A 20,797-nucleotide genomic window follows, 5' to 3' on the forward strand; every position below is an offset into this window, starting at 1 on the left:
CCATTGTAGGCGGGGGGAAAGGCCATGTCCAGCTTGCGCGGGCCTTTGGGAGCCTGCTGGCGATCGGGGCGGCTTCCGCCGCCGGGCAAAAACGAAAGCCCCGCACAGTACGGGGCTTTCCGCTGTTTCAGGCTGGTCCGCCGTACGCTAGCCGTTCATGAGCGTGGGGAGATAGGTTGCCAGCGGGGGGAACAGGACAATCAGGAGAAGGCAGACGAACAGGGCGATGACGAAAGGAACGGCGGAGCGGTACATGGTGCCGAGCGTCACGCCCGCCACTTCCTTCATGACGAAGAGGCTGATGCCGAAAGGCGGCGTGATGGAGGCCATGTTGTCCAGAACCGTGATGATGACGCCGAACCAGATCAGATCCCAGCCGAAAACCTTCGCAATGGGCACGAAGATCGGCACGCAGATGAGCAGCAGCGGCATGGACGGCAGGAAACAGCCGAGGATGCAGAAGGTCATGACGATGGCGAACAGGACCAGCATGGGGGCGACGTCCAGCGCGGCGATGCTGTTGGCGAGTACCATCGGGATGCGCGTCATGGCCATGAAGTAGCTGAGCACGATGGCCCCGCACAGGACGGTGAAGCACATGGAGATGAACTTGGCCGAATTGTGCAGGGTGGCGATGAAGTTTTTCCGGTTCATGCGGCGCATGAAGAGCGCGAGCAGCAGCGTGCCGAACGCCCCGATGCCGCCGCCCTCGGTCGCCGTGAACACGCCGCCGTAAATGCCGCCGATGACGAGGAAGAAGATGCCCATGATGGGCAGCCCCGTCTTGAGCGAGGCCATCCGCTCGTGGAGGGGGGATTTGGGCAGTCTCGGGGCGAGGCCCGGCTTGAGGAAGACCATGAGCCACACCGCGGCCATGAAGCACAGCGCGCAGAGGAGGCCGGGGATGATCCCCGCGACGAACAGGTCGCCGATGGATTGCTGCGCCAGCACGCCGTAAATGATGAAGGTGGTGCTCGGCGGGATGAGGCAGCCGATGGTCCCCGAACAGGCCAGCGTGCCCACGGCGAGCTCGTCGTTGTAGCCGTGTTTGCGCATTTCCGGAAGGGCGATGGCGGCCATGGCGATGCTGCCCGCCAGCACGTCCCCGACGACGGCCCCGAACAGCGCGCAGGCGGCCACGCTTCCGACGGCGAGCCCGCCGCGCAGGTGCCCGAGCCATTTGCGCGCGCAGCCGTAGATGTCCTCCCCGAACCGGGCGTGGAAGCACAGATAGCCCATGAGCATGAAGAACATGAGGGGAGACCATGCGTAACTGCTGGCCGTCGCGTACATGGACTTGCCGAGGGTCGTGAAGCCCGCCGAAACGCCGCGCAGGTTGGCGATGAAGACGAGGCCGGTGGCCATGAGCGCGAAGGCGACGGGCATACCGAGGAAGAACAGGGCGAACAGGAAGACGAGCCCAAGCACGCCCACGGCGACGCTGCCCATACCGGGCAGCTTGTGCGTGGCGACCCACCATGCGCCGAGCATGGGCAGGCACCCGAGGCAGAGGGCGAGGACGGCCTGCCGGTTCCCGGCGCGGCGGCAGGCTTCCGAAAGCGCTTTCAGCAGATCGTGGAGCAGGGTGACGGCGAGCAGGGCGAAGCCGAACGACGCGAGCCCGATGAATGGGGTAAGCGGAATCCGCAGCACCAGCGTGACCGACGAGGTCGAAGCCGCATACCGGGCGGTCGTATAGGAACAGAAACCGATGGTCGCCAGCGACCACAGCGTCGTGGCGACGGCGAGCAGCGCCCGGCGGGGTTCGGTCAGCTTGGAGGTCAGGATATCCATGGTGACGTGGCTTTTCTGCCATTGCGTGTAGGCGGTGGAGGAAAAGACAACGATGACCATCATGAGTTCCGTGATTTCCACGGTGCCGTTGATCGACTTGCCGAACCAGTACCGCAGGAACACGTCGACGAACGTCAGGAACACCATGAGCATGAAGACGCTCATGCCCGCCGCGCTGAGCCATTTGGAGAGGCTTTCCGCCGGGAGCAGCGCGGCCGTGGCCCTGCCGAGAAAACCTGTTCCGTGGGTATGCGTGCTTTCCATACTTCGTTTCCTTGTTGGAGAGGAGTCGCGTCTGAGGAACATCCACCGTGGCGGGAAGCTCGCGGGGCGCTCCCGGAGGAACGCCCCGTCCGCCCGAGGCCGGGTTACTTCTTGCCGGCGATGTCGATGGAGTGGGACTGGTTCCACGGCTTGGCGTAGCGCGTTTCCAGTTCGCGGAACTTCGCTTCGATGGCCTTGCCGGGGAGCCCGGTCTTGGTCACGATGTCGATCCACTCCCGCATGACGGGCTCGGTCAGCCTGTCGGCTTCGGCGTAGTCGGCATCCGAGAGGACATGCAGCGTGCCGCCCATGTCGGAGACCCACGTGTTCAGGCTTTCGTACTGCTTCTTTTCCCAGAACGCCTTGAAGAGGGTACGTCCGTATTCCCCGGACACGCTGTCGACGATCTGTTTGAGATCGTCCGGCATCCCGTCGTAGACGTCCTTGTTCATGACGACGGCGAAGACCAGCCCCGTGGTGTTGACGAGGGTGACGTGCTTGACCACGTCGCCCAGACGGCGGGAAACCAGCAGATCGTAGTCGCAGGAGGTCGCGTCGATGACGCCTTGCTGCATACTCATGAACACGTCGGCCATGGGGATGTTCACGACCGAGGCCCCGAAGGCGCGCAGCTTGTTGGCGACCTGATAGTCCCCGAGCACATTGATCTTCTTGCCCTTGAAATCGGCGAGGCTGGTGATGGGCTCCTTGCTGCCGATGAGCATACCGACGGTCAGGGCGTGGGAGAACAGGACCTTGACCCCATCCAGCTCCTTTTGGACTTCGGGGAAGGCGTTCTGCATTTCCAGTACCCACGGCGTGGGATCTTCAAGGGACATGCTCGGACGGATCAGGGTGAAGATCCGCTCGTGGAAGGGGAACTGCCCCACGGCCACGTCATAGCTGAATTCGGCCATGTCCGAGATGCCGTCCTTGACGGATTCGAAAGCGTCGGCTTCCTTGCTGAGGGCTTCCGCGAAATAGGGTTCGACGCGGATACGCCCGCTGCTGCGCTTGTTCAGCTCTTCGGTCCACTGCTTGAGGGCGAAGTGCCAGCGGTTATGGATAGGCGGGATGGGCAGGTTGAGGCTCAGGACGTACTCTTCAGCCGCGCGGCTTTCGGCGGGCGGCATCCCGGAGGCGAAAAACACCGAAGCCATGATCAGAACCAAAAACCTCTTCATAGGAACTCCCGTGATGGTGCAAGGTTGAATCCGGGGTTCCGGCTTTCCGGAGGGGAAAGCCGGGGCCTCTCCTTACAGGAACGTATGCAGGGGGAAGCGGAACGAGATGCACGCGCCGGGACAGGCTAGGCGGCAGCAGCCGCAGTGCCAGCACTCGTCGGGGTAGGCCACTTCGGGGCCGTGCTCGCCTTCTTTGAGGATAAGGCCGGGACAGCTCGCCACGCATTGCCAGCAGGACTGGCAGTGTCCGCAGTGCAGGCAGCGTGCGGCTTCGGCGCGGGCGGCCTCAAGGGTGAGCCCCTTGTCCAGCTCCTCGAAGGCGAGCCACGTTTCCCGCGCGGTGAGCCGCTCCGTCGGGTTGCGCGGGGCTTTCTCGTGATAGCTGATGTTGACGATTTCCTCGAAGGCCACCACATGCTGTTCGGTTCCGCCCGCCGAGGGGAGCAGGGCAAGCAGCCCTTCGTCGTTGAACCACGCCTCCAGGGGCGCGGCGTCCGTTCCGGTCAGGAATGCGTGCATGGCAAGGGCTGTCCGGCGTCCTTCCCCGATGGCGGCGCAGACTAGGGAAGGCCCGGAGGCGCATTCCCCGGCGGCGTACAGGCCCGGCTTCGAGGTCATGCCCGTTTCCGGAGCGGCGGCGATGAAACCGCGCGGGGTGCGCTCCACGCCCGGCACGGCGTCCAGAAAATCGAGATCCGCCGTGAGACCGCTGGCGCAGATGACGATGTCCGCTTCCAGTTCCAGCACGCTGCCGGGGATGCGGTCCACGCTGAGGTTGCCCCGCTCGTCGAACCGGAAGCCTGAGACGGCATCGGCCGTCACGCCGGAAACCGTTCCGCCTCCGCAGCGCACAGCGCCCGCCAGATGGGAAGGGTGAAGGCGGATGCCTTCGTCTTCGGCCTGCCGGACTTCTTCGGCGGGAACGCGCACATGACCCATGTCTTCAAGGAAGACGAGATGGGTTTCAGCGGCTCCCAGCCGCTTGACCGTGAAGGCGCAGTCAAAGGCCACGCCGCCCCCGCCGAGGATGGCGACGCGTTTGCCGTCGAGCCGGGTGCGGTTGAGGTTCGATTCCCGCAGGAACCGGACGGCCGGGAGCGCGTGTTCGATGCCGGGGATGTCCAGACGGCGCTCCTTTCCGTTGCCCGCCGCGATTAGGCAGGCGTCATAGTGTTCCAGCAGCGAGGCAAGGGAAATGTCCCGCCCGACGGCTGTGTTCGTCAGGATGTTGACCCCGAGGCCGAGGACGAGCCCTACCTCGCGGTCGACCGCGGCCTTGGGCAGCCGGAAGTCCGGGATGGCCTGACGCGGCACGCCCCCGGCGACGGGGGAAGCCTCGAAGACGTCCACCGTGTGCCCGAGCAGGGCGGAAAAGTAGGCGCAGGTCAGCCCTGCGGGGCCGGAACCGATGACGGCGATCCGCTTGCCGGTCGAGGGAAGGCGCTTCATGCGCCGGAAGGCGGAACCGTAATCCGCGGCATGCCGTTCCAGCGCGCGGATTGCCACGCCTTCATCGTACGAATTTCGGTTGCAGCCGGTTTCGCAGGGATGGGGGCATACGCGGCCCGTCACGCCGGGAAACGGATTGCGGGCGCGCAGGTATTCCAGCGCGAGGGCCTCGTTGCCGTCCGCAATGGCTCGTTCCATTTTCTGAATGGGGTTCCCCGCCGGGCAGCGGCATTCACAGGGGGACGTCCGGCCCTGTCCGGCGTGGCTGGCGTCCTGTACGGAAACGCGGGGTGTTTCTCTGCTAAAGACTGGAGGCATTCCAGACTCCTTGTTTCAAAAGAAGGGTTCTGTCGCCGCTGGAGCCTTTGGTGGCCCCGTTGCGGCGGGAAACGGGCCGCACCCGGCGCGGGGGCGCTTCCGGGCGGGTTGCCCGTCAGGCTTGCGGGGCCCCGGCCCAGAAAGCCTTGGGGCCGTAGGCATCCTTTTCCAGAACAAGCAATTTGTTGAGCGAGGGATCCATGTCGGGATAATCCGTGCGCCGGTAGACGGAACGCCCGGTCTCCCGGCGTTCCCGCGTGGCCAGCGTGGTGAGCCGGCACGTCCGCAGAAGGTGCATGGCCTCGTGCGCGCGCAAAAGCTCGTGCAGGTTTTTTGCCATGATCGTGTCTTCCACGGACTCGATGAGCGCGAACTTTTCAAGGGCGGTGGACATCCCCTTCTCGTTGCGGACGTAGCCCATATAGTAGTCCATGACCTGCCTGATGGCGGCTTCGAACTTGTCTTGGCGGATGCCGTCCGAGACACCCAGAGGCTTGAAGACGCGCCGTTTCTCGCGTCCGAGTTCGTCCGCGTCGGGTTCGGGAAGTTCCGTATACGTCGAACCGGCGGCCCGCGCCGCATGATCCCCGGCGATGTAGCCGCTGCAGATGGAGCCCGAGAAATCGTTGAACACGCTTCCGCCGAACAGCCCCTTGACGGTACGGGTTTCGAAGTTGTCCTTCAGGTAGAGGATCCCGTTGATGTACAGCTCGGACAGTTCCACTTCCATAGGCTTCGCGCTGAAATCGATCCCGGCCTGCGCGCAGTAGTCGTTCCACGTTTCCTTGTCGCCGGGCATACTGTCGTATTGGAGGTGGTGCAGGATGTCCCTGTCGATGTGGGTGAGATCCAGCACGAAGGGCGGCCCGTTCCCCTCGGTGAGTTCCCGGTGCGTCCCCTGTATGAGCAGGTAGCGCGGGCCGATTTCCATCATGGGGTGGTACTTGCCCATATAGCGCTGGCCGAGGGCGTTGATGCCCTTCGCGCCGCTGCTGGTGATGCCGTTCATGCCGGGGCAGCCCCATCCCTTGGGAAGGAGGGTGGCTTCCTGTTCGGTATCCAGCGTGATGATCTGGGCCCCGGCCTCATAGGGCAGTGCGATCTGGCTTCCCGTAATGAAGGGGGAGAAGGCGCTGTTGAAGGGATTGAGGGACGAGTTGACGGAAACCCGCCCGTTCAGGCGGCCGAGGGCCGAAATGACGATTTTCGCCCTGATGATGTGGAACGTGCCGTCAAGGACGTGGAAACCCGCCGCGCCGATGGCCTTTCCGTCCTGCACGAGGATCTTGGTGCACTGGACATATTCCAGCACGTCGACGCCCTGCGAACGGATAAGCCCTGCGAGTCGGCGCTTGATGTATTTGCCGTTGTTGATGTGCGTCCACCAGCTTCCGGGCTGTCCGAATCCGGTGGTGCGGTAGAAGGAGCCGTCCGCGTTGTGCAGGAATTCGATGCCGAGGCTCTTCAGTACCTCGATCATCTGGGGCATGGCCTCGACCCACTGCCGGACCTGGCTGGGGGAATAGCCGCTGGTCGGCGTACAGTAGAAGTCGACGATGGTTTCCGTCGTGTCGCCGGGGGCGTCCGTATTCAGCACCGCCATGAAATGGTCGTTGCCGCCGCCGAGGGAGCCGCAGCTTTCCAGTTTGCCCTTATCGGCCAGAAGCACGCGGAGGCCGTGGCGGCTGGCGGAAAGGGCCGCGCCGCACCCGGAGGCTCCCGCCCCAAGGATCAGGACGTCCGTTTCGTGCACGATGCCTAATGAGTCCAAAGGAGTCGCCATTCCAAAACCTCCCTGAAGGAACGTTGAACCGTGCGTCCCTTATCGGAGGTTTTACTTGTGCAAAATAGTGCGTTTGCACCATTTTGCATGATTTGAATGAATATTGATATATTATATTGAAATAAAAAGAATAAAAATGTCGTGACAAACACGTTGCGGTTTCCGGAAAGCCAGAAAACGACAAAAAGGCCTTGGGAAAGGCCTTTTTGTCGACCATTTGTTTCTTTTTTATCTTTTGTCGCCGCGAGCGAGCCTGTCGAGCGCTTCCATATCGAGGATATGCAGATCGTTTTTGGTGTATTTCTCGATGATGTTCAACGCCTTAAGGCGGCAGAGGATACGGGTCAGTGTGGTGCGGTGGATGCCGAGCAGGGCCGCGAGCTCCTGCTGCGTCATGTCGGGGCTGAAACGCGGCCTGCCGCCATACTTCTGGGACATTTCCTGAAACACCCTGCATACATGGCCCATCGTGCCGACAAGCGAGGCGTCGCCGAGGTGCTGCGAATGGATGACCAGGTGTATGCAAAGCGAGTGGATGAGGTTGAGCAGCAAATCCGGATGGGCGGCGGCGAACGCGCGATCCGTCAGCAGCCCGGCGTCGAAAATCGCGGCTTCCACCCGTTCCGTGCAGGTCACCACAGTGTTCTTGATGTCCCCGGCGATGATGGTCGGCACGTTCATGAGCGTGCCCGCCCCGGCGTACAGGATCGTCCGTTCCTCGCCGTTGGCTCCGACATAGGCCAGCCGCACGGTCCCCGAAAGGATATAGTAGAAATAGGGCGATTCCGTATTCGAAACGTCGATGGTGTGCCGCTTGGGGAAGACGCGCCGGGAGGCGAGGTGCAGCACCTGTGCCCACGGCGTATTTAAATCGCTTACGCGCGAAGACTTCATCAACATGGCCTGCTCGTGATTCATGGACCCCCTCCCCGCCGCTCGAAACGGCGTCAGGTAAAATGTGCCGGAACTCGGACGTTTCGGCAATACTTTTGCGCATCTTGCGGAGGAGTATCCTTTGTTCGGTATCGTCGAATCGTTATCCGCGTTGGAGGGCAAGGCGCACGGAGGCCTCTTTCTTCGCTTCATACGGATGGTATCAAAAAAATGGCAGGCAACACCGAGGGAAGTGTCGGTGCCGCCTGCGCGGAAAAGGGAACTGAAGGGGGCTACCGCAGCCACGTCCCGTCAAGCAGTTCCTTGGCATCGCGGGTGAGCGGGAAGACGTCGCGCCGCCCGATGTGCTTCACGTCGAATTTCCTGTTCAGGGCGGCGAAGTGGCGCAGCCCGTAGGCGATGCGGTTCAGGTAGGAATATACCCCGACGGCCCCGGTGGAGAACCCGTCCGCCGCGCTGCCGTAGAGCCCCCGCAGCTCGGGAAGATCGCTGAACAGCTCTTCCTTCGTCGTGCCGAAACGGGCGAGTTCCGGGGGGACTTTGCCCGCCTCAATGAGATCCCCGATCTTTTTGGCGCTCATGGCTGCCGCCATGCTGGACCGGCACAGGCCCACGGCGGAGATGTAGGGCGCGCCGAGGGCCAGCGCCTTGTACACCTGATCCTCGGTCGCAAAGCCCCCCGTGATCGCCACATGCGGGAGTTCCATGCCTTCCGCGGCCAGCTTGTTGAGAATGCCGTAAAGGATGCTTTCCATGACGACCGTGGGGAGGCACCATTCGTTCATCATCTTGCAGGGGCTGTAGCCGGAGCCGCCGCCCGCGCCGTCGAAGGTGACCATATCCACTTGCGCCTTGGAAGCCAGCCGGAGGATATGCTCCAGATCCTCTGGATCGAAGCCCGCCATCTTGAAATACACGTTGGTCATGCCCATGTCGCGGAGTTGCGCGATGCGGCCGATCAGATAGTCGTCGCTCCAGATCGGCAGACGGCCGTAGACGTGGAAGGCGGGGCACGCCTTGCGGCCATAGGCTTCCTGTACGCCGGGATCACGCGGATCGGGCAGGACAAGGAAACCCTGTTCGCACTTCTTCAGCGCCTCTTCGAGCGTGGGGACGAGGTTCGCGGGCTGCGTGCCCTTGGCGGACTGCCCGAACTTGAATTCGATGGCCTTGGCCCCGCATTCCCGGATGGCGTACTCCGGCACGCCCTGCGCGTCGTCGTCATAGTTGGCCTGAAGGATGATCTGCCCGTATCCCCGGTCATACTTGTTGAAGGCGTCCAGCATTTCCCGGAGCTTCGGGGCGTGGACGACCTTGCCGTTTTCGTAGGCGAGCGTCGGGTCCTTGCTCACGGCCCCTTCGCCGATGACCGCGTTGACGCCCGCCATGGCCGCGCCGCCGAAGTAGTCGGGCCAGTTGAGCTTGATGAGCGCGGGCAGGATGATCGGCAGCGCCAGCTTTACGGGGTTGAGGGTGCCGATCTCCCGTTCGAGCCCCACATGGTAGATGGTGGCGCGATCGGCGTCCAGCGGAGCCCCCATTGCCCCGAAGGATCTGCCGTTGATGTTGAAATGGGAATAATCGACGGGATAGACCTTTTCCGAGGCGATCTGGTTTTCCCCCGTGGTGGTGGGATATACGGTCTCCATGCCCCGGACGGCGGACAGGCCGATCTCGCAGCTGCCGATGCAGTCGGCGGTGCACATGGCGCACATGCCGGAAAAAGAACAGACATGGGACGGATCGCGCATTTTCGTGCGGTTGAACACGGAGCCGAGCGTGGGGCTGTACGACATGGACGTTTCCTCCTTGAAGAACGAAAAAACGGCGCGGCCCGTCCCCCGCGATGGGAAACGGCCGCACCGTCGGTGGCATGGTCAGTCGCGTATGGTCTTGCCGGGACGCGCGCCCGTATGGACGCCGTGATCGACGGCGATCTCGCCGTTGACGAGCACGTAATCGATGCCTTCCGGGTAGACACGCGGATTTTCAAACGTATTCACATCGCGGATGCGGTTTTCGCCGAACACCACCATGTCCGCATCCATGCCGGGCATGATGAAGCCCTTGCGCTTCATGCGGAGTTTGAGCGCCGTGCTGGAGGTCATCTTGCGCACGGCCTCCTCAAGGGTGAGCAGGCGCTTTTCCCGCACGTAACGGGCGATGAACCGGGGGAAGGCCGCATAGGTACGCGGATGCGGCTTGCCGCCGCTCAGCAGGCCGTCGGTGATCAGACACATGGTCGGGTGCTTCATGCCTTCCATTACATCCTCTTCATACATGCCGTGCCCAAGCAGGCCCACGGCAAGGTTTTCCTCGATCAGCAGATCCAGCACCGCGTCCTCGGGCGACTTGCCGAGGGCCTCGCCAAGGGCCACGGCGCTTTTGCCTTCGCACCAGAGGTTCTTTTCGCTGGCGACCGAGGAGACGTAGATGTTCTCCCAGCCCATGACCTGCGAGAAATTTTCCCAGCCTTCGGTGGTGAGCATGTCCTTTTTGACCTGTTCGCGTTCCTCCGCCAAGGCTTTGAGCAGGCCGTCCGTCCCCCGGCTGTGGTACCACGGCGGAACGACGACGTGCATGAACGTGCTGTTGGCCGTATACGGATACTGGGCGATGCCGATGTCGATGCCTTCCCCGCGGGCCCGGTCGATGGTGTCGAGATGCCTGCGGGCGTTCCCCCAGTTCCTGCGCCCCCGCAGCTTGAAATGGGTCACCAGAATACGGATGCCGGTTTCGCGCCCGATGTGGATGACCTCTTCCAATGCCTCGGCCATGTGGTCGGCCTCATTGCGCATATGCACGTCGAGGATACCGTCGTAGCGGGCCGCGACTTTGGCGAGCGCGACGAGTTCTTCCGTGGACTGGTACTTGTTGGGCGTGTAGATGAGCCCCGCCGAAATGCCGCGCGCGCCTTCCTCCATGCACCGGGCCACGCTTTCTTCCATAAGGCGCAGTTCTTCGGCGGTGGGCGGCCTGTCCTCCATGCCCATGACGTCGAGGCGCACGGTGCCGAGCCCCACATAGGAACTCAGGTTGACGCTCGGCTTCGCGGCGTCGAGCGCATTGAGATAGGAGGCGAACCCGTTCCAGCCCCACGGTTTCTGGGCTACGCCGTCGAGCCCGGAAATGCTCGTGCTCCACGGCTCCTTGTTCTTGTCGCTGATGGGGGCCACCGACATGCTGTCGAGGCCTACGTTCTCTGTGGTAATCCCTTGCATGATTTTGGGCAAGGCCAACGGCTCATCTATTATCCTCAAATCCGAATGGCTGTGGCTGTCGATGAAGCCGGGGCACAGGATGTTGCCTCCAATGTCGAGCACCGTCCGGGCTTCGGGCATATCGTGGGCCGAACCCACGGCCACGATGCGCCCGTCGCGCACGCCGACGCAGCCTTTGCGCCAGGGGTTGCCCGTCCCGTCCACGATGCGGGCGTTGGTCAAGAGCAGATCCAGCATGAACGCCTCTCCTTGTCAGCCGAGCACGATGCGGCGCGCCAGCTCGTCGTCTTGTTCCGTAATGAAGGGGATGCCCGTTTCCTGAGCCGTTTCGCGGTTGGCGGCGCAGATGTCCGTGCGGTCGATGTGCTCGACGCCGAACTTGCGGGCCCCGGCCATGTGGTGCTGGAGCCCCGCGCCGAGTCGGTCGCACATCGTCCACATGGCGATGGCTCCGTAAGGGATATGTGCCATTTCGTCGGCTCCGAGGCGTTCCTTGAGGGCATGGTATCCGGCGAAGATGGTTTCGGGCGTATCGCCGATGTCGAGGACTGTCTTCGGAAGCGCCGACCACGCGCCGTGGACGCGTTCCCGGCGTTCGGGGTGCAGGGCCCCTTCGATGTTGCAGCCGAGGAAGGCCGGGATCATGAACGAGCGCGACATGCACACAGCCTTGACGTAGGGGGCGCCGAGGGCCAGCGCCTTGAACGCTTGGCTCGGCTTGGCGAGCCCGCCGCCCATGGCGAGATCGACCACCTTCTTCCCGGCGGCGGCCCGCAGGAAGGCGTAGTCATGCGCTTTGGCGTGCAGCAGGACGGAGGGGACGCCCCAGTTGTCCAGCATGTCGTTGGGGCTCATGCCCGTTCCGCCGCCGGAGCCGTCGATGGTCAGGAGTTCGAAATCCAGCTCGGAGGCCACCCGTATCGCCAGCGCCAGATCGGGCATCCCGAACGCCCCGGTCTTCAGCGCCAGCCGTGCCGCGCCGTTGGCCCGGAGCTGTTCCGCCTTGGCCGCGACTTCGGCGAGCACTTCCTCGGGCGTGGACAGGGCGGGATACGTGAGGCCGGTATAGCGGGTGAAGTGTTTGACGCGCCCGGCGCGGAAGGCCTCCTGTACGGCCGGATCCTCGGGATCGGGGCGCAGGCAGTAGCTGCGGCTCTTCATGAACCGAGCGTAGTCGAGATCGCGGATCAGCCCTTCGCCGTTGATGGGCTTGGCGCCTTGCCCCCATTTGATTTCGACGCACACGAAGTCGCCGTACTTGCGGGCGACGTAATCAGCCACGCCGTTGTAGGCGTCGTTGGCGTTGAGCTGGACGAACAGCGCGCCCTTGCCATTGTAATAGCGCTTGTACACGGCGATGCGGCGGTCCAGATCGGGCAGGGCGCGGATGGAGCCGTCGGGATTGAATTCGGTCTTGTTGTCCCCGCCGCCCACATTTTCCCCGATGACCAGCGGGATGCCGCACAGGGCCGCGCCCACGGCGAAGCTGTCCCAGTACTTGTCGACCACGGGATTGCGGCTCAGCGCGCCGATGAGGAACGGATAGTCGCAAGGGTACTTGGCGTTGGAGCCCACGGCCGTCGTCAGATCGGCGTCGCAATAGGCCGCGTCGCCCGTGCGGGCCTTTTCCGGGTCGAGCCCGGCCCCGCCGAAGACGCGGCCCCGGATGCGCAGGGCATTGTAGGAAACGCCCACATGCGTGGTGTTTTCGGTCCCGATGGTGGCGTTGCCGTAGTCGCGGGGCACCAGCGTCCTGCGCCCCAGAAGCGAACTCAGCCACGTTTCGCAGCGGCCCTGACAGTCCGTGCGGCAGAAGTTGCACAGCCCGGATTCGCAGGGCGTGCCGCGGTTGACCGCACCGATTTTTTCGTTGTTTTTGGAAGTAAGGCTCATGCAAGGCTCCTTATCGTAAAAGCGGTTAGGCGAAATGGCGGCGCATGGCGAACAGCGCCGGGAGTCCGCCTGTATGCAGATAGACGACATGCTGGTCCGCCGTGAACGCGCCCTTGCGGATCGCGTCGAGCAGGCCCGCCATGCTCTTTCCGGTATAGTTGGGATCAAAGATGACGCCTTCGCTCTGGGCGACGAGGCGCACGGCCTCGATCATGCCGGGGTAGGGCCGGGAATAGCCCGGCCCCACGAAATCGCAGGAGAGGCGTAGCAGCCTTTCCCCGCATCTTCCGGGCAGGGAAAGCGAAGCCCAGCACTCCTCGGCGTGTTCCATGATGCGTTCACGGGCCTGCACCGGGTAGTCCGTGCCGAAGGTGTCGAAGGCGTAGAGGGGGATGTCCGGCCCGCCCGAAAGGGCAAGGGCGTGCGCACCGGCGAGGAACCCCGCCGTGGTGCCCGAACTGCCCACGGTGACGGTAATGGCGTCCGGCGTGAAGCCGCTGGCTTGCGCCTGGTCGAGCAGCTCGAAAAAGCAGCGCAGGGAACCGAGCGCCCCTTCCGCCGTGGAGGAGCCGCGGGGGATGATGTAGGGATGCCGCCCTTCGGCCCTTAGCTTCTCGGCCCGGCGGCGCATGGCCGCACCCCGGTCGGCTCCCGGCGGTACGAGGTGCACCTGAGCCCCTAAAATGCGGCAGAGCAGGATGTTCCCGGTTTCCTGATCGTCCTCGGAGAGCGGGGGATCGGTCCGCCCGAGGAACAGCTCGCAGGGGATGCCGAGGTGTGCGGCTGAGGCCGCCGTCTGTACGACCTGATTGGACTGTACCTCACCCGTGTTCAGCAGCACGTCGGCACCTTCCGCGCGGGCCTTGGCGAGCACGTGCTCCAGTTTGCGTATCTTGTTCCCTCCCGCGCCGAGGGGGGTCATGTCCTCGCGTTTGATCCAGAGCCGGGGGCATTCGATCCCTTGGGCGGAGAGGCGGGCCCGCAGCCCGTCCATCGGCATGAACGGCGTGGGCCATACGCCGAGCGGGATGCGCGGGGCCTCTTCAAGCCGTGTTCTCAATTCCATTATGTCCATACGAGATATCCTTTGGGCGGAGCGTCAAAACAGAAGCCCCGTAGGGGTCTGTACTTCCATGATCAGCGAGAAACAGCCGTACTCGACGGCGATGAGGAGCAGCGAATAGGCCAGTACCGAACCGATGCCCCGCAAGTCGGCCTTGCGCCCGGAGAGCCAGAACGTGCCGTAGGCGGTCATGGCGACGATGCAGAGGAACGTGGCGGCGTAGAAGCCGAGCGGTTCGATGAGCAGATAGCCGACGCCCATGAGCCCGAGGTACAGGCAGATGCTCCAGTAGCAGCCCGGACGCACGGTTTCCGGCTTCCGCGCCGTGCCGGAAAAGATCTGCATCAGCATGATGAAGATCCCCAGGCCGACGATGGAGGCGTACACGGCCTGCGGGAAATAGCCGGAAATGCCTTCGATGGCGTAGGATTGGCGCAGGAGGACAGCCCCGCCGACGGTGATCGCAAGGACGACCCAAAAGTCGTAGCGGCGCAGGCACGCTCCGGACGGGCGCAGGCTGGAGAGGGCGATGCCCTTGCCCTGCTTGCGGTGGTTCAGCCAGAGCGGGATGACGATGGCGAGGATGCACGCGGCCATGAATACGGCGGCGAGGGGCGAGAAGACCAGCAGATCGGCGAGCGAGTCCTCCGCCTGCGTGCGGTAGAGGGTCACGATGAGGTTTTCTTCGATGATCCGCCCGAGCACCAGCCCGAGGGCGATGCCTGCGGGCATGATCTTCGCCTTGAGCAGCAGATAGGCGATGCCGCCCGACAGGATCATGAGCAGGACGTCGAACATGCTGTTGCGCAGGGCATAGGCCCCGAGGAACGAGATGGAGATGACAGCCGGGATGATCAGCAGCTTGGGCACATCGAGGATACGCGTGCACACGCGGACCAGCAGGTAGCCGATGAGCAGCATCCCGATGTTGGCGATGATCATGCTCACGATGAAGGCGTAGGCGATCTCGGGGTTCTTTTCCATGAGCTGCGGGCCGGGCGTCAGCCCCTGCGCCATGAGCCCGCCGGCGAGGACGGCTGCCGCCGCGCTGCCGGGGATGCCGAGGGAGAGCAGGGGGACCAGCGAACCGCCCACGCTCGCGTTGTTGGCGCTTTCCGGCACGAGGATGCCTTCCACGGCGCCTTTGCCGTAGCGGTCGGGGTCCTTGTCCCACCGCTTGGCCTCATTGTAGGAGACGAGCGCGGCCACGCTGCCCCCCGCACCGGGGAGCGCGCCGATGAAGGTCCCGATGGCCGAGGCCACGGAGAGCAGCTTCAAATGTCTGAGGATATCGGTGACGGCGAGCTTGAAGGCGTGCGCCTGCCGCTCCATCTTGACGATATACTTCTCGTCGGATTCCAGCATGACGAACATCTGGGAGAGCGAGAACAGGCCGATCATGAGTGCGACCATGTCGAGGCCCTGCACCAGATCGAAACAGCCGAAGGTGAACCGGGGCATACCCATCACAGGGTCAAGGCCCACCGTGCACAGGGCCAGCCCGATGGCTCCGCCGAGCAGCCCCTTGGCGATATTGCCGGGGAACATCGCCGCCAGCGTGGACAGGCCGAACAGTCCCATCCAGAAAAAGGCCTCGGAGCCGAACTTCAGGGCCATGACGGACAGCGGCTCAAAGAACAGCATGAGTACGACGGTCCCGAAAATGCCGCCGAGGACCGAAGCGATCAGGGCGATGTAACAAGCTTCCTCGGCCCTGCCCTGCATGACCAGCGGATAGCCGTCCAGCGAGGTGGCGATGGACCCCGGCGTTCCCGGCGTATTGATGAGGATGGCGGCGTTGGCCCCGCCGTACATGGCCCCGCAGAACACGCCGCCGAGCCCGATAAGCGCCATGTCCGGGGGCATGGAAAAGGTGAAGGGGACAAACAGGGCCACGGCCGTTACGGTGGTGATGCCGGGAAGCATACCGCCGACGATGCCGACGACGAGCCCGATGAACATCACCAGCAGATTCATGGGGAGCACGGCGCTCGCCGCGCCCCGCACAATATACTCAAGCATGGAAGGGACTGCATCCATAGGACGTCTCTCAGGAAAGAAGGTGGACCCGGAAGCGGCCCAAAGCCGCTCCGCCGGGCGGGCTACTTGCTCTGCGTCTTCTGATAGAACTCGACCATGGCGCGGCCTTCCTTTTCGTACTCTTCAAACATCTTGCGCAATTCTTCGCCGGACTTCCATGCGACCACGGTTCCTGCGTTTTCATAGCGCGCGATCACTTCAGGGTTGGAAAGGATGGTCTTGAAGGCGTCTTCGAGGATCGTGCGCTTTTCGGCGGGCACGCCCTTGGGAGCGGCGATGTAGCGGCCCACGGCGCTGTTGATGTCGTACCCCACCTCCTTCATGGTGGGCGCGCCGGGGAAGCGCTTGCTGCGTTCGGGCGCGAACACGGCGAGTATCTTCATCTTGCTGATGGAGCCGGAAACACCCCCGGAAGGGACGATGGCGGCGTCGACCTGTCCGCCGAGGAGCGCGGGAGCGACCTTGCCCGCGCCGTCGATGGGCACATGGTTGAAAGGCACGCCGTCGGCCTTCAGGCGCAGGGCGGGGATATGCGTGGGGCCCATGATTTCGCAGATGCCGAGGTTGATCCTGCCGGGCTCGGACTTGGCGCGCTCAATGAGTTCCTTGGCGCTGGAAACGGGGCTGTCGGCGCGGACGGCCAGATAGACTTCCTCAAGGCAGAGCAGGGAGATGAAATCGAAACTGTCCAACGTGTACCCGGCGCGGCCGGTGATGATGTCGAGCATGAGCAGGGGATAGGAGTGGATGCCGATGGTGTACCCGTCCGGCTTTTGGCGGCTGAGCTCCACCATGCCGATGAGCCCGGTGCCGCCGGGTTTGTAGATGAAGGAAAGGGGCTGGCTGACCACTTCCTTGAAATCCTTTTCGAGAAGGCGGGCGCCTTGCTCTCCGCCGCCTCCCGGATTGAAGGGGACGATGATCTTGATGCTCTTGTCCGGATAGGTTCCGGCATGGGCGAAGGCCGTCAGGGAAAGGGCCACGAAAACCGTCAGCAGGAAGGCAAAACAACGCTTCATGGGGAGGCTCCTTTGACTGGTTTGAGCCGTACGCGCAACGGGTTGCGTTCGGCGGCGGTATCCTGTTCCCTTTTGAACAAGCAGAAACCGTGCCAAGGCCCTCCCGGGAACCGATTGCATGATATATTGTATGTTTATGAGTTTATTGACAATCAGATAATCTGGCGTGTAGATCCATAATTGAGCAAATAATGCTCAATTTTGAGCATCATTTCCCCGTACCCCTTCAAATCAAAGGCCGTTTTTGCCATGCAGGAGCCGAATGTGAAACAGGAATACCGGATTGCGGCGCTTGTCCATTCCAAGCTCGTCGCCGATATCGTATACCGGGAAACGCTGCTTCTCGGGTGGAACATATCCATTGAGGTGACCAGCTACGAGACGGCGCTCGAAGACGCACGGCGCCTGTTCGAAGAGGGATACGAAGTCCTGCTGTGCCACGGCGGGTTCCGTGAGGCCGTCTTCAAAAAATTCGGACGCCGCACGGTCTTCGTCGAGCGTTCGGAGATCGACATCATCAAAGGCTTGAGCCGGGCCAGGAAGCTTTCGGATACGGTGGCCCTCACCGCGCACATCAACGAGGCCCGCGACATCGAGTTCATGGAATCCCTGCTTGGTATGCGCATTATCCCGGTCCGTTACGACACTAAGGAAGAACTCGAGGAACGGATCAGGGAAACGATGGCGCGCGGCGTTCGGGTTTTCGTGGGCGGGGGCGGGACGGCGCGGATCGTCAGCCGCCTCGGCGGGCAGATTTTTCTGGACGAGCCGCAGCCCGTGAATATCCGCAACGCGGTGAGCCGGGCCATTACCATAGCCGAAAACATGCGCATGGAGCAGACGAACCGCTCCAACATCCAGGCCATGCTTCACTACTCGAAAGAGGGCGTGATCTGCCTCAGTGCGCAGCGGGACATCGTTTTCCACAATGCGCAGGCGCTCAAGCTGCTGCGCGTGGAGGCCCCGCATGAGCTTGCCCGCTTCTTCCCGCCGCTCTTTCTCGATGAAGTGCTGGAACACTCTTCCCCGTTCATAGACCGGGTGGTGACCATCAACGGCAGGCAGCTGCTCATCAACACGTTCCCGCTGGCCATGTCGTCGTCGACGACGGGCGCGGTCTGCTTCATCCATGATGTGCAGAACCTCCAGAAAATCAACCGGAAGATCGACACGGATCTCCATTCACGCGGGCTCGTGGCCAACTATACGGCACGGGACATCATCGGCAAGTCGGCCAGCGTCGTGAAGCTGAAAGAAAACATCGCCCGCTACGCGCCCACGGACATCTCGGTCTACATCCACGGCGAAACGGGCACCGGCAAGGAGCTTGTCGCACACGCCCTGCACGCCGCCAGCAAACGGGCCAAGCAGCCTTTTGTGGTGGTCAACTGCGCGGCCCTGCCGGACCCGCTGCTGGAAAGCGAACTGTTCGGCTATGAGGAGGGGGCTTTTACCGGGGCCAAGCGCGGCGGCAAAGCGGGGCTTTTCGAACTGGCGAACGGCGGCACCCTCTTTTTTGACGAGATCGGGGACATGAGCCATGCTGTGCAGCTCCGCCTCCTGCGCGTGCTGGATGCAAAGGAAGTCATGCACGTAGGGGGCGATCGCTTCATTCCCGTCAACGTGCGGGTCATCTGCGCCTCGCACAAGCAGCTGCTGGATCTGGTCAAGGCGGGCTCGTTCAGGCTGGATCTGTATTTCCGTCTGGCGGGCGTCTGCCTTGAAGTCGCCCCCCTGCGGGATCGTTTGGAAGACGTGCCGCTCCTCATCGCCAACGTCCTCAAACGGTATGGAAAAAACGCCTCCGTTGTCACCCCGGCCATTCTGGATGCCATCCGGCGCTATTCCTGGCCGGGGAACATCCGCGAACTCATGTCGGTCATGGAAAGCTACCTTGTCCTGCTCGGGGACAACAGTTCCAGCCTCGCCTGTTTTGAGGAGATATTCCGCCATCGCAACCAGTTCTTCGACAAGGCCCCGCAGGGGGGGACGCTGGGGGAACAGCTTGCCGCGTACCGTCTGGAGATTGTCCGCAAGGAGATGCGGCGCTGTGCGGGCGACCGCAGAAAAGCGGCCAGGGCTTTGGGAATCAGTTACAGCAGCCTGAGGCGGGTTCTCGAAGCGGACGCCGCGAAGGACGTATCCGTTCAGGATTGAAGCCGGAGGGGTATCGGGAGGCTGCCCTTCGGGCGCCACGGACACCGGCCTCTCAGCTCCACCGTGTTGTTTACGTTTCCCAAACGACAATGAAAATACAGGAGGCCGTCCCATCACAGGAATGGCCTCTTCCGTTCCTCGAATCGGGCGGGCCATGCCGGTTGGTCCCGCCGAAAGCCCGCGCGCCTACAAGACCATCGGGCCGACGAGCCAGCACAGGCCGAAGGTGATCACCGTGACGATGGTCGTATTGAGGAATCCGCTGATGATGAAGTCCTTCGGCTGCGCGTAGCCTTCGCTTCCCGCGATGACCGCCGCGACGGGGACGGAGGAGAAGGGGAACATGGTGGTCAGGTTGCTGACGAAGCCGACGGAGATGCATGCGAGCAGGGGATCGAATCCGTAAATCCCGGCAAGGCCCGCCGTAATGGGCAGCATGAGCGGGATGACCGCCAGGCTCATGATGATCTGTGAGAAGAACCCGGTGATGAAGACCAGTGCGAACCAGACCAGCAAGCCGTGGATGTCGCCCAGAAGCATCTGGATGCACTGGGCCATCCACTTGTCCACGCCGCCCTTGAGGAGCACCTGCCCAAAGGCGATGGCCCCGATCTGCAGCACGATGATGCCCCACCCGATGTTGCGGACGGCCTGATCCCAGTTCATGGCGAAGATGAGCCTGCCGGATTCGCGGTCCCGGCGGATGGGCACGAGGAAGGCGGAAGCGCCCATGAGCACGGCGATCACCGGGGCTGTCATCATCCGCGCTTCCTCTTCCAGCCCGAGCGCGGAAAAAATCTGCGGCCCGGAGCACCAGAGCGCCAGCGCGACCATCATGATCCAGATGGCGGCGTGCTCGTGGGCCGAGACCGGGCCAAGGGCCTCAATCTTCTTCTTGAGGTAGTCTTCCGGCATGGAAAAGCCTTTCCCGGCCTTGCCCACGGGGAACAGGAGCGCCGTGATGGCGAAACAGGCGAACAGGGTGACGAAAACCAGAGGCATACCGAGGGCCGACCATTCCCAGAACGTGATGTCGTGCCCGAGGACGGTCGCCACGATGGCTATGACCACGATATTCGGCGCGCCTCCGAGGGGCGTGCCCACGCCGCCGAGGGCCGGTGCGATGGCCGAGAGCGTGCACAGGGAACGCATCATGTTGTTGTCGGGCGCGAGGTTGCAGGACTTCCCGATGGCTACAGCAATGGAAATGAACAGGATGGTCAGGGGGATGTTGGGGGCTATGGCCGACATGACGCCCGCCCCGAAAGTGAAGATGAGGACCATACGGACGGGGTTGCCCCTGACGAAGGGCAGGTTGAAGCACCAGTAGGCATAGCGCTCGATCAGGTTGCTTTCCTTCCAGACGCCCACGATGATGGTCGCACCGAAGATCAGCATCATGGCCGGATGCCCGATGGTGGCGAAAACCTTGTCCGGGGCCATGACGCCGAGGAAACCGAAGATCGGAACGGCCATGAGCGAGGTGACCGGCAGCGGCAAGACTTCCGTCATCCACCAGAGCATGAGCCAGGCGCACCCGGCGAGGCAGACCATGCCGTCGGGGTTCATCCCCTCAAGCGGGGGAAGGTCTTTCAGAGAGAAGCAGAGAAGCGGGCCAAGGGCGAAGAAGGCGATCTGCCTACAGAGTGCGGGAGTGGCTGGGGCGGACATGGCGGCTCCAAGGGTATGATTGCGGAGGGGCGGGAAGGCTCGGCGTG

Annotated in this window: 13 protein-coding genes; 1 reads left to right on the top strand and 12 read right to left on the bottom strand. The window is 63.0% G+C overall.

What is annotated here, in order from left to right; translation table 11 throughout:
* Nucleotides 1–147: 147 nt before the first annotated feature.
* The 11 genes from T370_RS0108050 to T370_RS0108100 all read right to left on the bottom strand — a co-directional run bounded on the left by T370_RS0108050 (nt 148) and on the right by T370_RS0108100 (nt 16,922).
* A complete protein-coding gene (locus T370_RS0108050) occupies nt 148–2,058 on the bottom strand; it encodes a TRAP transporter large permease (protein ID WP_051643800.1) in 1,911 nt (636 codons plus the stop codon).
* 104 nt (nt 2,059–2,162) lie between these two features.
* Nucleotides 2,163–3,242 (bottom strand): TRAP transporter substrate-binding protein, encoded by a 1,080-nt coding sequence (locus T370_RS0108055; protein ID WP_029435404.1) that lies wholly within the window; start codon nt 3,240–3,242, stop codon nt 2,163–2,165.
* 72 nt (nt 3,243–3,314) lie between these two features.
* Complete coding sequence (locus T370_RS0108060) at nt 3,315–5,009, bottom strand: FAD-dependent oxidoreductase (protein ID WP_029435405.1); 1,695 nt, start codon at nt 5,007–5,009, stop codon at nt 3,315–3,317.
* A 115-nt stretch (nt 5,010–5,124) separates the two neighbouring features.
* Complete coding sequence (locus T370_RS0108065) at nt 5,125–6,792, bottom strand: FAD-dependent oxidoreductase (protein WP_029435406.1); 1,668 nt, start codon at nt 6,790–6,792, stop codon at nt 5,125–5,127.
* Nucleotides 6,793–7,020: 228 nt separating this feature from the next.
* Nucleotides 7,021–7,710 carry a Crp/Fnr family transcriptional regulator gene (locus T370_RS0108070; protein ID WP_029435407.1) on the bottom strand — a complete coding sequence of 230 codons (690 nt, stop codon included), beginning with the start codon at nt 7,708–7,710 and terminating at the stop codon, nt 7,021–7,023.
* Nucleotides 7,711–7,958: 248 nt separating this feature from the next.
* Nucleotides 7,959–9,482, bottom strand: coding sequence for a glutamate synthase-related protein (locus T370_RS0108075; RefSeq protein WP_029435408.1), 1,524 nt, complete (start codon nt 9,480–9,482; stop codon nt 7,959–7,961).
* 81 nt (nt 9,483–9,563) lie between these two features.
* Nucleotides 9,564–11,144 carry an N-acyl-D-amino-acid deacylase family protein gene (locus T370_RS0108080; protein WP_029435409.1) on the bottom strand — a complete coding sequence of 527 codons (1,581 nt, stop codon included), beginning with the start codon at nt 11,142–11,144 and terminating at the stop codon, nt 9,564–9,566.
* A gap of 15 nt (nt 11,145–11,159) precedes the next feature.
* Nucleotides 11,160–12,800, bottom strand: a complete 1,641-nt coding sequence (locus tag T370_RS0108085; RefSeq protein ID WP_029435410.1) for a glutamate synthase-related protein — start codon at nt 12,798–12,800, stop codon at nt 11,160–11,162.
* A 25-nt stretch (nt 12,801–12,825) separates the two neighbouring features.
* Nucleotides 12,826–13,875 carry a D-cysteine desulfhydrase family protein gene (locus T370_RS0108090; RefSeq protein WP_029435411.1) on the bottom strand — a complete coding sequence of 350 codons (1,050 nt, stop codon included), beginning with the start codon at nt 13,873–13,875 and terminating at the stop codon, nt 12,826–12,828.
* Between the two features lie 24 nt (nt 13,876–13,899).
* Complete coding sequence (locus tag T370_RS0108095) at nt 13,900–15,885, bottom strand: tripartite tricarboxylate transporter permease (protein WP_051643801.1); 1,986 nt, start codon at nt 15,883–15,885, stop codon at nt 13,900–13,902.
* Nucleotides 15,886–15,965: 80 nt separating this feature from the next.
* Nucleotides 15,966–16,922: a tripartite tricarboxylate transporter substrate binding protein gene (locus tag T370_RS0108100; RefSeq protein WP_029435413.1), complete on the bottom strand. Its 957-nt coding sequence runs from the start codon at nt 16,920–16,922 to the stop codon at nt 15,966–15,968.
* A gap of 264 nt (nt 16,923–17,186) precedes the next feature.
* Between T370_RS0108100 and T370_RS0108105 the strand changes: the two genes are divergently transcribed.
* Nucleotides 17,187–19,079, top strand: coding sequence for a sigma 54-interacting transcriptional regulator (locus tag T370_RS0108105; RefSeq protein WP_029435414.1), 1,893 nt, complete (start codon nt 17,187–17,189; stop codon nt 19,077–19,079).
* A 186-nt stretch (nt 19,080–19,265) separates the two neighbouring features.
* On the opposite strand, the gene T370_RS0108110 is transcribed toward T370_RS0108105, so the two are convergent.
* A complete protein-coding gene (locus T370_RS0108110; protein WP_029435415.1) occupies nt 19,266–20,750 on the bottom strand; it encodes an SLC13 family permease in 1,485 nt (494 codons plus the stop codon).
* Nucleotides 20,751–20,797 lie beyond the last annotated feature (47 nt).

The sequence above is a fragment of the Bilophila wadsworthia ATCC 49260 genome (genome assembly GCF_000701705.1).
GTDB lineage: Bacteria > Desulfobacterota > Desulfovibrionia > Desulfovibrionales > Desulfovibrionaceae > Bilophila > Bilophila wadsworthia.

Coding starts and splice junctions, on each gene's coding strand:
- T370_RS0108050 (WP_051643800.1), bottom strand. CDS start 2,058: ATGGAAAGCACGCATACCCACGGAACAGGTTTTCTCGGCAGGGCCACG.
- T370_RS0108055 (WP_029435404.1), bottom strand. CDS start 3,242: ATGAAGAGGTTTTTGGTTCTGATCATGGCTTCGGTGTTTTTCGCCTCC.
- T370_RS0108060 (WP_029435405.1), bottom strand. CDS start 5,009: ATGCCTCCAGTCTTTAGCAGAGAAACACCCCGCGTTTCCGTACAGGAC.
- T370_RS0108065 (WP_029435406.1), bottom strand. CDS start 6,792: ATGGCGACTCCTTTGGACTCATTAGGCATCGTGCACGAAACGGACGTC.
- T370_RS0108070 (WP_029435407.1), bottom strand. CDS start 7,710: ATGAATCACGAGCAGGCCATGTTGATGAAGTCTTCGCGCGTAAGCGAT.
- T370_RS0108075 (WP_029435408.1), bottom strand. CDS start 9,482: ATGTCGTACAGCCCCACGCTCGGCTCCGTGTTCAACCGCACGAAAATG.
- T370_RS0108080 (WP_029435409.1), bottom strand. CDS start 11,144: ATGCTGGATCTGCTCTTGACCAACGCCCGCATCGTGGACGGGACGGGC.
- T370_RS0108085 (WP_029435410.1), bottom strand. CDS start 12,800: ATGAGCCTTACTTCCAAAAACAACGAAAAAATCGGTGCGGTCAACCGC.
- T370_RS0108090 (WP_029435411.1), bottom strand. CDS start 13,875: ATGGACATAATGGAATTGAGAACACGGCTTGAAGAGGCCCCGCGCATC.
- T370_RS0108095 (WP_051643801.1), bottom strand. CDS start 15,885: ATGCTTGAGTATATTGTGCGGGGCGCGGCGAGCGCCGTGCTCCCCATG.
- T370_RS0108100 (WP_029435413.1), bottom strand. CDS start 16,922: ATGAAGCGTTGTTTTGCCTTCCTGCTGACGGTTTTCGTGGCCCTTTCC.
- T370_RS0108110 (WP_029435415.1), bottom strand. CDS start 20,750: ATGTCCGCCCCAGCCACTCCCGCACTCTGTAGGCAGATCGCCTTCTTC.